Source organism: Alteribacter natronophilus (assembly GCF_006007885.1).
In the GTDB taxonomy this organism is placed as follows: Bacteria; Bacillota; Bacilli; order Bacillales; family Salisediminibacteriaceae; genus Alteribacter; species Alteribacter natronophilus.
Map to the genome: position 1 here is coordinate 45477 of NZ_VCRO01000005.1, position 12363 is coordinate 57839.

Genomic DNA, 12363 nt, shown 5'->3' on the forward strand with positions numbered 1-12363 from the left:
TAAGGATACCCAAGAATGAGCGGAGCTACAAACGTTTTGGTCTGTTCTCGTTATAGACTACTGTGGTGACAACGAACGCTGCCGGGAGCAGATATCCGATGAGCGCCTGCATCATGGCAATCCAGCGGCCGATCCCCTGGGGAGTGATATCCCCATAGCCGACGGTCAAAAGCGTAACTGCGCTGAAATACATCACGTCCTCCACAAGGTGTACGAGGGGACCCTCGAGGCGGCCGGCCCCTTCCACAAGAACCGGAAATCCTTTAAAGTGAAGGCTCAGGTAAAGACACCCGAAGCCGGTTATAACAGTCGCGTATACGAGCAGAAGTACGAGAAAGTTCTTAAAGGACACACGCCGCCTCTGTGGCGGCTGATTGCGTATAAGCAGCAGCATGCTCATAACGATTCCTGTGATGGATGTCAGGGTGACGAGCCATAAGAGAAGGGTTCCCATCCGATTCACCTCCTTGTCCAGTTTATGTGGACAGGTGGTGGTTTAGGACAGGAACCCTGAGTGGGGTGCTGCTGGGAAAGCGGGTGGTTTATTGTCTTTAGGGAATTTTTATTGTCCTTAGGCAGCTTTTATTGTCCTTAAGGAGTTTTTATTGTCCTTAGGCAGCTTTTATTGTCCTTAAGGAGTTTTTATTGTCCTTAGGCAGCTTTTATTGTCCTTAGGCAGCTTTTATTGTCCTTAAGGAGTTTTTATTGTCCTTAGGCAGCTTTTATTGTCCTTAGGGAGTTTTTATTGTCCTTAGGGAAATTTTATTGTCCTTAGGGAAATTTTATTGTCCTTAGGCAGTTTTTATTGTCCTTAGGCAGCTTTTATTGTCCTTAGCTTAAAAACCGCTCCCCTCCCCCTCAAAAAGAACCGTTCCGCGAAGCCAGGCCTAGTTCCCCGCCCCGCGGTACCGCTTGACGCCTTCGTTCCAGGCGAATACGGCGATCGTAATAAACACGAGCCCCATCACAGGAGTCAAAAAGGCATAAAAGTACCACTCATCCCGGCCGAGGAAAAAGGCAGCCGGATACACGCCGACGAACGCAAACGGCAGAATCCACGTCAGCACGTAACGGATTACCTGGTTGTAGATATCCACCGGGTACCGGCCATAGTTGCCGATGTTGTACATCATCGGCATAATGTCGGTACGCGAGTCGGACCAGAAGCTGATGCTCGCAAGGATGATGAAGATCCCCGCGTAAATCAGTGCCCCGCCTGCCACCATCAGGATGAACATAAACGGATCGTACCAGCTTACAGTCAGACCGAGCTGTGAACCGGCGTAAAACATAATCGCCACACCGGTAATCACACCGAACATGGATTCAAGCTCCATCCGCTCAATGATAATCTGGAACAGGCTGTGAATTGGTCGGGTTAGCACCCGGTCCATTTCCCCTTTGACGATGTACCGCTCGTTAAAATCCCAGATGTTAAAGAACGAACTGAAAATGGCATACGGCACGAGGAAAAAACCGTAGATAAAGATGATTTCCTCACGGCTCCACCCGCTCAGAAGCGTCGTGTGACCGAATACGACGAGGATGAAGATGAGGTTCACCGCCTGGAAAAGGATGTCCGAGAACAGCTCGACCACTAGGTCAGACCGGTAGGTGAGCCGGGTTTTCATATACTGTGAAGCGTACTGGAAAAAGATCGATACGTAAAACACAGGCTACCCTCCCTGCACGATGAGCCGGCGCCTGGCCGTGACCCATAGTATTTGAATCGGTACAATCAGAATCAGACACCAGACTGCCTGCTGAAACAGTGCCGAGTACACTTCCCCGCCTGTGAAGCCTTCCGTAAAAATCATGGACGGAATGTAGCTGATCGCCTGAAACGGCAGGAACGCCATGATGTCCTGGGCCCACAGCGGGTAAAAACTGATCGGCAGAAGCAGTCCGGAAAACAGATCAATGACCACACGCTTTGCCCGGATCAGGCCGGTGTTATATAGAAGGAAAAACGTTAAAATACCTGTAAGCAGGTTGATTTGGGTGTTCACGATAAAACTGAATATGAGCGAGATGAAGAAAAAGCCCCAGACCGACACCTCGGCTGAAAAGCTGATCGGAAACGCCAGCCAGACGATGACCATTCCCGGTGCCGAGAAAAACAGCAGCCTGAACAGTCCTTCACCGAGGCCCTGCATCGTTTTCATTCCCAGATAGTTGTACGGGCGGATCATCTCCACCGCCACTTTTCCCTCCTGAATCTCCTGGGCAATTTCGCGGTCGATGTTGTTAAAGTAAAACGCACGTGCCATCCAGGCAATCGCCACATAGGTGGTCATCTGCACGACGCTCAGCCCCTGGATCGACTCCTGACCGCCGTAAATCGCCTGCCACAGAAAGTAGTAGGCGCCGATATTGATGCTGTAAATAAGAATTCCGCTGTAATAGTTCGTCCGGTACGCAAGCATCATTAAAAACCGGATCCGTAGCATTTCCAGATACATACTGATCCTGCTACCCATGGCGGTGCATTCCCTCTTCGTAGATGTTGCGGATAATCTCCTCGGTGGACACCTGGTTGAGCTTCACGTCGCTGATGGAATGGTGACTCATGACCACACTCATTACTTTTGAGACCGTGTCATCGTCTCCCTCCACAGTCGCCTTCCACCCGCGGAGCTTTTCCGCCGCGCGCCATTTCACGGGGAATTCTGCAGTAATCTGCTCCAGCTCTTCTTTTGCCACGGGCTTCTGAAACTCAAACTCCACCTGTTTCCCTTCGACCCAGTTGTTCTGGAGCGCTTCGAGACCTCCATCGTAAATGATCCGCCCTTCATCGAGCAGCACGACTCGGTCGCAGAGCGCTTCGATGTCGCTCAAATCGTGGGTGGTAAGGAGGATCGTCGTTTTGTACTTGCGGTTGATTTCCTTTAAAAACTCCCGGATCTTCATTTTCACGAGCACGTCGAGGCCGATTGTCGGCTCGTCGAGAAAAAGAAGCGGCGGATTGTGGATGAGCGCCGCTGCCAGTTCACAGCGCATCCGCTGACCAAGACTGAGCTTGCGGACCGGTTTGTCCAGGAGCGGCTCAATCTCAAGCGTTTCGATGACTTGCTTCATATGAGTGTCGTAGTGCTCGTCGGAGAGCCGGTACACTTTTTTCAGCAGCCGGAACGACTCCTGGACGGCGATGTCCCACCAGAGCTGGGACCGCTGTCCGAACACCACTCCGATCGTGCGGACAAAGGCCTCCCGCTGGCGGTGAGGGTCCATCCCGTTTACCTGCACTTCCCCGGCGGTGGGGGTTAAAATTCCGGTAAGCATTTTAATGGTCGTCGATTTACCTGCACCGTTCTCTCCTATGTAGGCCACCATCTCCCCCTGCTTCACCTGTAAATCGATATCATCAACGGCGCGGAGCACCGTATAGTTGCGTGTTAACAGATCGCGGAAAGCACCGCCCAGCCCCTTCCGGCTGGAATAAGACTTGAATTCCTTCCGCAGTCCGTGAACATCGATTACGTTCATCGGACATTTCTCCTTTCCTTTCTGCGTTTTCACAGCCTTATTAGTGTACCGGAAGCGTCCGGTTCCTTCAACAGACCGGACCCGTAGACCGTAAACAAGTGATTCCTTTTTTTCCCGGAAGAAGAGGTTGATCGGTGTGCTAGAATGAGGGATAGATGATGTTTAGAGGAGGAGTACATATGAAATTCACAGAGTCAGAGCGGCTGAATGAAGCTGCCCAGGAACATATTCTCGGCGGTGTGAACAGCCCGTCACGCTCATTTAAGGCAGTGGGCGGCGGATCACCTGTATTTATGGACCGTGCGGAAGGTGCATACTTCTGGGACGTGGACGGCAACCGTTACATTGACTATCTTGCAGCGTACGGCCCGATCATCACCGGCCATGCCCATCCCCATGTAACGAGGGCGATCCAGGACGCAGCAGCGGACGGTGTGCTCTACGGGACACCAACGCGGTATGAAAACAAATTTGCCTCCATGCTGAAGGAAGCGATCCCTTCACTTGAAAAAGTACGGTTCGTCAACTCCGGGACAGAAGCAGTGATGACGACGATCCGGGTGGCGCGGGCCTATACAGGCCGCGACAAAATCATCAAATTTGCCGGCTGCTACCACGGTCACTCGGACCTGGTGCTTGTAGCTGCCGGATCGGGCCCGGCCACTCTCGGCAGTCCGGACTCCGCCGGGGTGACAAAGAATATCGCCAAAGAAGTAATTACGGTGCCGTTTAATGACATCGACGCCTTCCGTACGGCGATGGACCGCTGGGGTGAGGAAATTGCCGGTGTCCTCGTGGAGCCGATCGTCGGAAACTTCGGTATTGTCGAGCCCGCCGAAGGATTTTTAGAAGCGGTTAACGAGATTACACACGATGCAGGTGCCCTCGTCATTTATGACGAAGTAATCACCGCGTTCCGCTTTATGTACGGCGGTGCACAGAACTACTGCGGCGTGGAGCCCGACATGACTGCACTGGGAAAAATTATCGGCGGCGGCCTGCCGATCGGGGCGTACGGCGGACGTCAGGATATTATGGAAAAAGTGGCCCCCCTCGGACCTGCGTACCAGGCGGGAACGATGGCAGGGAACCCGGCTTCGATCCGTGCCGGGATTGCGTGTCTCGAAGTACTGAAAGAAGAAGGTGTTTACGCCCACCTCGACGAGCTTGGCGCCATGCTTGAAGAAGGAATCCAAAGGCACGCGGCAAAACACGATGTGCCAATAACACTGAACCGCCTTAAAGGGGCACTTACTATTTACTTCGGCGTTGACGGCGTGGTCAACTACGATGAAGCGGAGAACAGCGACGGGGAAATGTTTGCCCGTTTCTTCAGACTCATGCTCAGTCAGGGAGTAAACCTTGCACCGTCCAAGTACGAAGCATGGTTCCTCACCACCGCTCATACGAAAGCGGATATAGAAGAAACACTTAAAGCAGTCGATTACGCCTTCGCAAGACTGTAGCATACACGTTGATTTAAAAGCAGAAGCCCTGTTCCCGGAGCTTCTGCTTTTTTACAGCCCACTGGGATCAAGGTGTGTTTACAAAAACACTCAAGTGGAAAACTGTGTGTACATCAGTGCACTTGCCAGATCCGGGGAACCGTTGTATATTACTTGAGTTACTGTCATACGTTTTTTAAAGTGCTGCTCGTTTACCCGACTGGCAAAAACTAAAAGGAAAGCAGGCCTTACTCTACTGGCTGCTTCAGATAGAAAGGAACATCCGAAAACTATGAGGCTTGGCGCACGAATTTTTAAAACAGGCCTGGCGATCACTCTCGCCCTCTATATTGCAACATGGCTGGGACTGGAGCCGGCTGTATACGCAGCCATGGCAGCTGTTTTCGCCGTGCAGCCGTCAGTCTACCGGAGCTTTATGACAATTCTGGACCAGGTTCAGGCGAATATCATCAGTGCCGTGCTTGCAGTTATTTTTGTACTGTCATTCGGTCATGAACCTTTTGTCGTAGGTGTTGTTGTAGTGCTGGTGATTGCCATTAACCTGAAACTAGGCAAAGAGCAGATTATCCCGCTTGCCGTTGTCACCGCTATTATTATCATGGAGGCACCGTCGGAAAATTTCATTGAATTCGCTGCATCCCGATTCTTCCTTGTTATGATCGGGGTCGGTGCGTCGTTTCTCGTGAACATGATTTTCCTGCCGCCTAAGCACGAGAATCATCTTTATCACAAGATTACCGATGCAAACGAGGAAATCATTCAGTGGATCCGTCTGCTGACCCGGCATGAAGCAGAATACAACACACTGAAAAAAGATCTGAAGAAACTGAAGGATGCCATGGTCAAAATGGACAATATTCTTCTTTTATACAAGGACGAGCGGACATATTTTAAGAAAAATGAGTATCCGCGCATGCGTAAAGTTGTGCTTTTTCGCCAGATGCTCTACTCGTCCAAGAAGTCACTCGATATTCTCCGGAGTCTGAGCCGGCATGAAAACAACATGCAGCGTATGCCCGATGAACTTCAGGACTTTATCCGTGACCAGCTCGATGACCTGACAAATTATCACGAACGGATCATGCTTAAATATAAAGGCAAGGTCCGTCCCCAGACGACCGATGAACTGTATGAGGAAGTGGATATCGGCAAACGGCAGCTCACGGACATTTTCTTCAGACTTCACGAAGACAAGGGAATGGACAGGGACGACTGGATTCACTTCTTCCCTGTAGTGGCTCTCATAGTCGAATACAGCGAGGAGCTGGAACATCTAGACCGTCTCGTTGACAGCTTCTTTAAGTATCATAAAGAAGATAATGAAGTGAAGATTTCCGAACGGGATTCGTAACAGCATCCGACTGCAGTGTGGAAATCAGAAAAAAAGCACCGCCCTTTTCCTTAATGTGTGCAGTGCAGAGGTACAATTATCAACAAGCTAAATCAGAAATGATTTAGCTTGTTTCTTTTGTATGTTATCAATGTTTTTTATACTCTTAAGGAGCATGGCCCGTAACGTAATTAGTATTTAACTATGAATCAGGAACCATATTCGTTTTCCAGCGAATCGTAGTCAAGCCATTCCACATATTCCTCCGTCCCATCTTCCATAACAAACTTTACATCCAGATCATCCTGATTGTGAATACTGAACCAGTATCTCTTTTCATTTTCAACTTCGATAATTTCCGCTCTCTCGTCTCCTACATGTACTTCAGAAATCATTTCATCCTGGGTAGCCCCTGCATATATGTATGGAAAATTGGATGTCACTGACCAGTTCACAAAGTCTTCCCATTCGGCTCCGGTTGTCTGCCCCCATCTCCAGCTGCCGTTATCAATTTCGAAGTAAGCGATAAATATCTGTTCGCCATTAGGGTTTGTTTCCTCAAATACGGCAATAGCATCATCTTCCTGAACAACATTTTCTTCATGATGTACAAGTGTATACGGACGTTCCCCTCTGTCCTCATACCTTTCCATTTCTTCATGAAAAAACTCTTCAAATGACTGCTCCCGAAAACACCCGGCTAAAAAAGCAACTGACGACAAAACGATCAGGCATAGCTTAATTAAATTCATACTTCTCCCCTTTTTCTTTCTATTCAAAATCATCGTTGATTTTAACACAAAAAACCATTCCCCTTAAAGTGCACACAAAAAATCGCCTGACTTAATCACCAGGCGATTTTGTTTGTTATTTTAAGTTGAAGTATTGTGGTAATCCTGTTGTCTGCTGATAAAAGGCTTTTATGCCAACAGTCCAATTCCACTCCCTACTGCAGCTGCTGCACCTGGAAAAGGCGGTGGTAGGCTCCGCCTCTCGCCATAAGTTCGACGTGACTGCCCTCTTCCACAAGGCGGCCGTTTTCGATGAGAAAAATCCGGTCGGCGTGGGTAATGGTGGACAGGCGGTGAGCAACAATAAAGGTTGTCCGGTCTTTGGCGAGCTGGAAGAGCGAGTCCTGAATAAGCTGTTCGCTCTCAAGATCGAGAGCGGACGTCGCTTCGTCGAACACGAGGATCTCAGGGCTTTTCAAAAACACGCGGGCGATGGCCACACGCTGTTTCTGGCCTCCGGAGAGCTTCACTCCCCGTTCGCCGATGCTTGTGTCGTATCCGTCAGGCAGGTCCATAATGAAGTCGTGGGCATTGGCTGCTTTGGCAGCCTGAATCACTTCTTCCTCTGTGGCATCCGGGCGCCCCATGAGTATGTTGAACCTGATTGATTCACTGAAAATAATATTATCCTGAAGCACCATCCCGATCCGGTCCCTCAGGGTACGCACTTTGTAGTCACGGACATCTTTACCATCGATGAGAATCCTCCCGTCACTCACGTCGTAAAAGCGGGGAATCAGGCTCATGATCGTACTTTTCCCGCCGCCGCTCATACCGACAATGGCGATCGTTTCACCACTCTTCACATGAAAGTGAAGATCTTTCAGGACGAGTTCATCGTTCTGCTCGTAATTGAAGAACACGTGGTCAAACGTAACTTCCCCTCGGGGGTTCTTCATCGGAACGGCGTTCTTTTTGTCCTCAATGTCGTAAGCCTCGTCTGCCAGTTCAAACATCCGGTCCATGGATGCAATCGACTGGGTGAGTGTGGTTGAGGAGTTTACGAGTCGGCGAAGCGGGTTGTAAAGCCTGTCCATGTAAGCGACAAAGGCCACCATCGTTCCGACCGTTACGTTCCCCTGGATTACCAGCGTTCCGGCAACAGCAATAACGAGTACCGGTGCAAGGTCTGTCAGGGTGTTGATTACTGCGAACGTTTTTGCGTTCCAGCGGGTGTGGTTCAGCGCTTTTGAAAGGAAGTTTTCGTTCCTTTTGTCAAACTGACGTTCTTCATGGTTTTCCAGAGCAAAGCTCCGGATTACGTTCATACCCTGGAGCCGCTCATGAAGGTGTCCCTGGACTTCCGCAAGAGCCTGTGACCGCTCACGGGTCAAAAAGCGGAGCCGGGTGTAAAAGTACTTGATGGCGAGGCCGTAAAACGGCAGTAATGCCACTGCCACAAGCGTAAGCCACGGATCCATTGTGAGCATGATGATGATGGCTACAATGATCGTGAACATATCGAGCCAGATGTTCATCATTCCGGTAATGATAAAGTTCTTCGTCTGCTCCACATCGTGGATGACACGTGAAATTACCTCTCCTGATTTGTTGTTCGAGTAAAATCGGAGACTCAGCTTCTGGAGGTGGGTAAACAGCTGGTTCCGGATATCGTACAGGATTTTACTTCCGGTCCACTGGGCAAAATACTGACGGTAATATTCCACGGGCGGGCGGATAAAAAGAAAAATAAAAAAGACAATTCCCATAAGCCAGTAAAGCTCGCTCAGCTGCTCACCGGTCGTAAGGTCCTCCGCTCCGACAATATCATCGATGACAATTTTCATTAAAAGCGGGATAATCAGCGGGATGCCGAACTTGAGCATTCCGATTATGACGGTTATGAGAATCTGTTTCCAGTATGGTTTTACAAATTTGAGATAACGTTTAATACTGTCCATTTGCGGTCGATCACTTCCTGTCTGATAAACGTGCGTTATGACTAGTGTTCCCATGGGTGCAGAACGCTTTGTCAGGTATTTTTGTGAAAAAAAGAAACCGGCCTACGCAGGGCGTCAGCCGGGGGCCGGGTGTTCTATCAGCGGTGCTGAAGAAAACGCTCGTACCAGTATTCAATAAACCCGGGTTCAAACGGGCCTTTTCTCTGGCTGATCCACTGGACCAGCTCATCCACACTGTGGCGGAGGATGGCGTCCACCTCTTTAGGGTAATTCATCCTCCTGCTGTGCATTGCATATTCATCCTCGTCCAGAAGCTTATACGTCATGTCCGGATATACCTTAATATCCAGATCATAATCAATGTACTTGAGTGCTTCCTCATCATACGTAAAAGGGGTCCCCAGGTTGCAGTAATAATATATGCCGTCATTTCGTATCATACCGATTGCATTGAACCAGTGATGCGCAGTGAAATAACATATTGCAGGTTCTCTCGTCCTCCATTGGCGTCCATCCGATTCTTTTACCAAAATCCGGTCGTTGCCGCCGATGACTTCATGGGACGTCCCTTTCAGAACAATGGTTTCTTCCCAGATGCGATGAATATGGCCATTATGCTTGTAGCTGTGAACCTGTATGCTGCTGCCATTCATGGGAAAACTCAATGTTCTACTCCTTTCTTCTGTGTCGAACATTCCAGGACGCCTATTCCCTTTAACATTCAAAAACACGACTTTACTTTTTTTCCTCCGGCTCACGATGTGTGACCATCCGGTCATGGGGGTGCAGGTAAAGATCAATGGGCGGCTCTTCCCTTAAGTAATCCTTGATCTTGTAAATGCTCACTTTCCTTTTCGGGTCGTCTTCTGCAACCGGTTCTGTGCCTTTTTCCAGATAGTACTGATCACATGCCACCTGGCATTGATCAATCCACCTCGGATAGTCGGGATCTTCGAATATCTCAAAGGTTTCCTTCGACATGTAAAAAGGCCGGTCCGGTTTGCAATTGAGCTGGTCGTAGAGAAGGTGACAGTCGATTTCATTGTTATCCTTAATGATCGTACGCAAAGATAGAGCAGGATTCAACTGTTTTGCATAGGCGTTGACTGCCTGACGCATTTCATCGATGTGAATTTCTCTGATTTCAGGTTCTTTGATCTCCTTACGATTGTTTCCACCTTTAGGCTTTTTGAACCACACAGACTTCCCTCCCTTATTGAGTACGGGAACCACATACGCTGCCTTTAAAATTCTGTTATTTTTCTTATTATACTATTGATTCAGTCAATTTTAAACAAAAGATGGACGCTGCAAGGTGTGTGTACGTCGTCTGGTCTTCCCGGCCGCCTTGCGGCTCCGGCTTTCCGGTATGTAAACATGCCATTGAGTTTTACCGCTCGCCTTGCGGCTCGCGGATGGTGGGGGGCTCTTGACTGGTTTTGGGGCGCTTTTTTTCGTAGGTGGCGGCGCGCGTTTTTTATTCCCTCCGCCCTGCCGCAGGCTTTTGCCTGCGCCTGCTGTGCTCTGCACAGCAGACCCGCCGTAAGATCCGGCTTTCCGGGCGTGTGAACAATTCTCACCGCTCGCCTTGCGGCTCGCGGATGGTGGGGGGCTCTTGACTGGTTGTGAGGCGCTTTTTTTCGTAGGTGGCGGCGCGCGTTTTTTATTCCCTCCGCTCTGCCGCAGGCTTTTGCCTGCGCCTGCTGTGCTCTGCACAGCAGACCCGCCGTAAGATCCGGCTTTCCGGGCGTGTGAACCCGCCCTCCCTGCCGGATCTTACGGCGGGGCAGGTCGGTGGGAATAAAAAACGCGCTTTGTCCACGGGGGACAAAGCGCGCCGGACTGGTCAATAGCAGGTGTTACTGCTGCTGACGTCCTTGTTGTTGCTGCTGAGCAGATGCTTGACCTTTACGTTGAGCAGAAGCCTGGTTCTGCTGTTTTACTTGCTGAGCATCTGTTTCGCTCGCGAACTCCTGGTTGTGCTGGTTCTGAGCGTTTTGCTGCTGCACTTTTTGAGCGTTTGTTTGAGCAGCTTGACGTTGAGCCTGCTGCTGTTGCTGGTTTTGCTTACGCATGAGTATCACCTCCACAAACATTATCTTGTCCTGTGGGGTGGATTTTATCCTGAAAAAATCAGCGGATAAAATTAATTGTTATGGCAGGTTTTACTGTGAATTCGCATCCCTAAAACAAGCATCTTTTTTAAGTCAGAAGGGAAATGCCTCCGTCTACAATTACAGTCTGCCCGCAGATCATTTTTGCTTTATCGGAAAGAAGAAAAACAGCTGCGTCAGCCAGATCGTCCGGTTCCACGATCCGGCCGGCCGGTGTTCGTTTACGGGATTCTTCGAGCAGTTCGTCCCTGTTCGGGAAGTGTGTCAGTGCGTCCGTGTCCACTGCGCCGCCGGATACGGCATTGACCCGGATTCCTTTTGGCGCCAGTTCCACTGCCAGATAACGTGTTAGCGCCTCTACTGCCGCTTTGGAAACACCAACCGTGGTGTAATTTTTCAGGTATCGTTCAGCACCGAGAGAGCTCAGGCTCACGATCGCCCCGCCACCGCTTTTTTCCATCCGCCGGGCGGCTTCCTGGGAACAGAACAGCATGCCTTTGTTGTTAATGTTCATTGTCCAGTCCCAGTGTGATTCCTCCAGCTCCATTACCGGACGCAGAACACCTGATGCTGCGTTGTTAACAAGAACATCCAGACGGCCGAAATGCTCATCGATCTGAGCAAACATATCCGCCACTTTGTCCTGTTTTGCAATATTGGCTTTAACTGTCAGCACTTCAGCTCCGAGCGCACGGATTTCTTCTGCCGTTTCCTCTGCCTTGCTTCGGCTTCTTGCATAGTTAATAACAATGTTATATCCCTGACCGGCCAGTTTTTCGGCAATTCTTTTTCCAATACCACGGCTGCTTCCCGTAATCAGGGCAACTTTTTTTTCGCTCATTTCATTTCCTCCTGTTTCCTTTACTGGCTTGTATGTACTTCACTGCACTTCATTATATCGCATATGTCCACTTCACTCTAGAAACACTAACACATGACGGTGCAGAAACGCTTAAACCGGAAAAGGGGATGACTGAAATGTATGTAGGTCGGGATATGACTGAATTATCCATGATGGGAAAGCAGGACTGGTCTGATAAGGAGCTTGCTTTTTTTCACCATAATCTGCAGCAGATTGCCCCGTATCTCAATTCGGAAGGGCTGACGATTCACAGGGAAATCGTTAAGGAAATTATCAGCCGCGGCGGAATGCGTCAGGAGGCCGACTGGACGAGCGGCAGCCGGGTGCATTACGACTGAATCATCAACCGGGAAACCGGCACCGTTTAACCCGGGGCAGCACAGCTGTCCTGGTTTTTTATGTGGGTAAAACGG

Annotated in this window: 13 protein-coding genes; 3 read left to right on the forward strand and 10 right to left on the reverse strand. The window is 49.8% G+C overall.

Features of this window, described 5'->3' with window-relative positions; all coding sequences use genetic code 11:
• Positions 1–25 precede the first annotated feature (25 nt).
• The 4 genes from FGB90_RS15325 to FGB90_RS15340 all read right to left on the reverse strand — a co-directional run bounded on the left by FGB90_RS15325 (position 26) and on the right by FGB90_RS15340 (position 3486).
• Positions 26–454 carry a potassium channel family protein gene (locus FGB90_RS15325; RefSeq protein WP_138811738.1) on the reverse strand — a complete coding sequence of 143 codons (429 nt, stop codon included), beginning with the start codon at positions 452–454 and terminating at the stop codon, positions 26–28.
• 433 nt (positions 455–887) lie between these two features.
• Positions 888–1673 carry an ABC transporter permease gene (locus tag FGB90_RS15330; RefSeq protein ID WP_138811739.1) on the reverse strand — a complete coding sequence of 262 codons (786 nt, stop codon included), beginning with the start codon at positions 1671–1673 and terminating at the stop codon, positions 888–890.
• A 3-nt stretch (positions 1674–1676) separates the two neighbouring features.
• Complete coding sequence (locus FGB90_RS15335; protein ID WP_138811934.1) at positions 1677–2468, reverse strand: ABC transporter permease; 792 nt, start codon at positions 2466–2468, stop codon at positions 1677–1679.
• Between the two features lie 4 nt (positions 2469–2472).
• Entirely contained in the window at positions 2473–3486 is a 1014-nt protein-coding gene (locus tag FGB90_RS15340; RefSeq protein ID WP_138811740.1) for an ABC transporter ATP-binding protein, read from the reverse strand.
• 179 nt (positions 3487–3665) lie between these two features.
• Here FGB90_RS15340 and FGB90_RS15345 point away from each other — a divergent pair, with 179 nt between their 5' ends.
• Both FGB90_RS15345 and FGB90_RS15350 read left to right on the forward strand, forming a co-directional pair.
• The gene (locus tag FGB90_RS15345; protein ID WP_138811741.1) at positions 3666–4952 is read left to right on the forward strand and encodes a glutamate-1-semialdehyde 2,1-aminomutase; all 1287 of its coding nucleotides are present in this window, start codon (positions 3666–3668) and stop codon (positions 4950–4952) included.
• A 271-nt stretch (positions 4953–5223) separates the two neighbouring features.
• Complete coding sequence (locus FGB90_RS15350) at positions 5224–6303, forward strand: aromatic acid exporter family protein (protein ID WP_138811742.1); 1080 nt, start codon at positions 5224–5226, stop codon at positions 6301–6303.
• A gap of 188 nt (positions 6304–6491) precedes the next feature.
• Here the strand turns inward: FGB90_RS15350 and FGB90_RS15355 are convergent, their stop codons facing one another.
• From FGB90_RS15355 to fabL, 6 genes are all read right to left on the reverse strand, one after another.
• The gene (locus tag FGB90_RS15355) at positions 6492–7034 is read right to left on the reverse strand and encodes a hypothetical protein (RefSeq protein WP_138811743.1); all 543 of its coding nucleotides are present in this window, start codon (positions 7032–7034) and stop codon (positions 6492–6494) included.
• A 194-nt stretch (positions 7035–7228) separates the two neighbouring features.
• Entirely contained in the window at positions 7229–8974 is a 1746-nt protein-coding gene (locus tag FGB90_RS15360; protein WP_138811744.1) for an ABC transporter ATP-binding protein, read from the reverse strand.
• Between the two features lie 137 nt (positions 8975–9111).
• Positions 9112–9639, reverse strand: a complete 528-nt coding sequence (gene ntdP / locus FGB90_RS15365) for a nucleoside tri-diphosphate phosphatase (RefSeq protein WP_138811745.1) — start codon at positions 9637–9639, stop codon at positions 9112–9114.
• A gap of 70 nt (positions 9640–9709) precedes the next feature.
• Positions 9710–10174, reverse strand: a complete 465-nt coding sequence (locus FGB90_RS15370) for a DUF3939 domain-containing protein (RefSeq protein ID WP_138811746.1) — start codon at positions 10172–10174, stop codon at positions 9710–9712.
• A gap of 659 nt (positions 10175–10833) precedes the next feature.
• Positions 10834–11049, reverse strand: a complete 216-nt coding sequence (locus FGB90_RS15375) for a gamma-type small acid-soluble spore protein (RefSeq protein WP_138811747.1) — start codon at positions 11047–11049, stop codon at positions 10834–10836.
• A gap of 127 nt (positions 11050–11176) precedes the next feature.
• Positions 11177–11929 carry an enoyl-[acyl-carrier-protein] reductase FabL gene (gene fabL / locus FGB90_RS15380; protein ID WP_138811748.1) on the reverse strand — a complete coding sequence of 251 codons (753 nt, stop codon included), beginning with the start codon at positions 11927–11929 and terminating at the stop codon, positions 11177–11179.
• Between the two features lie 137 nt (positions 11930–12066).
• On the opposite strand from fabL, the gene yfhS reads away from it, so the two are divergent.
• Positions 12067–12288, forward strand: coding sequence for a mother cell protein YfhS (gene yfhS / locus FGB90_RS15385; protein ID WP_138811749.1), 222 nt, complete (start codon positions 12067–12069; stop codon positions 12286–12288).
• The last annotated feature ends 75 nt before the right edge of the window (positions 12289–12363 follow it).

Bases quoted from the DNA above. Each gene is read 5' to 3' on its own strand.
- FGB90_RS15325 (WP_138811738.1), bottom strand. From the start codon at position 454: ATGGGAACCCTTCTCTTATGGCTCGTCACCCTGACATCCATCACAGGA.
- FGB90_RS15340 (WP_138811740.1), bottom strand. From the start codon at position 3,486: ATGAACGTAATCGATGTTCACGGACTGCGGAAGGAATTCAAGTCTTAT.
- FGB90_RS15345 (WP_138811741.1), top strand. From the start codon at position 3,666: ATGAAATTCACAGAGTCAGAGCGGCTGAATGAAGCTGCCCAGGAACAT.
- FGB90_RS15350 (WP_138811742.1), top strand. From the start codon at position 5,224: ATGAGGCTTGGCGCACGAATTTTTAAAACAGGCCTGGCGATCACTCTC.
- FGB90_RS15355 (WP_138811743.1), bottom strand. From the start codon at position 7,034: ATGAATTTAATTAAGCTATGCCTGATCGTTTTGTCGTCAGTTGCTTTT.
- FGB90_RS15360 (WP_138811744.1), bottom strand. From the start codon at position 8,974: ATGGACAGTATTAAACGTTATCTCAAATTTGTAAAACCATACTGGAAA.
- FGB90_RS15375 (WP_138811747.1), bottom strand. From the start codon at position 11,049: ATGCGTAAGCAAAACCAGCAACAGCAGCAGGCTCAACGTCAAGCTGCT.
- fabL (WP_138811748.1), bottom strand. From the start codon at position 11,929: ATGAGCGAAAAAAAAGTTGCCCTGATTACGGGAAGCAGCCGTGGTATT.
- yfhS (WP_138811749.1), top strand. From the start codon at position 12,067: ATGTATGTAGGTCGGGATATGACTGAATTATCCATGATGGGAAAGCAG.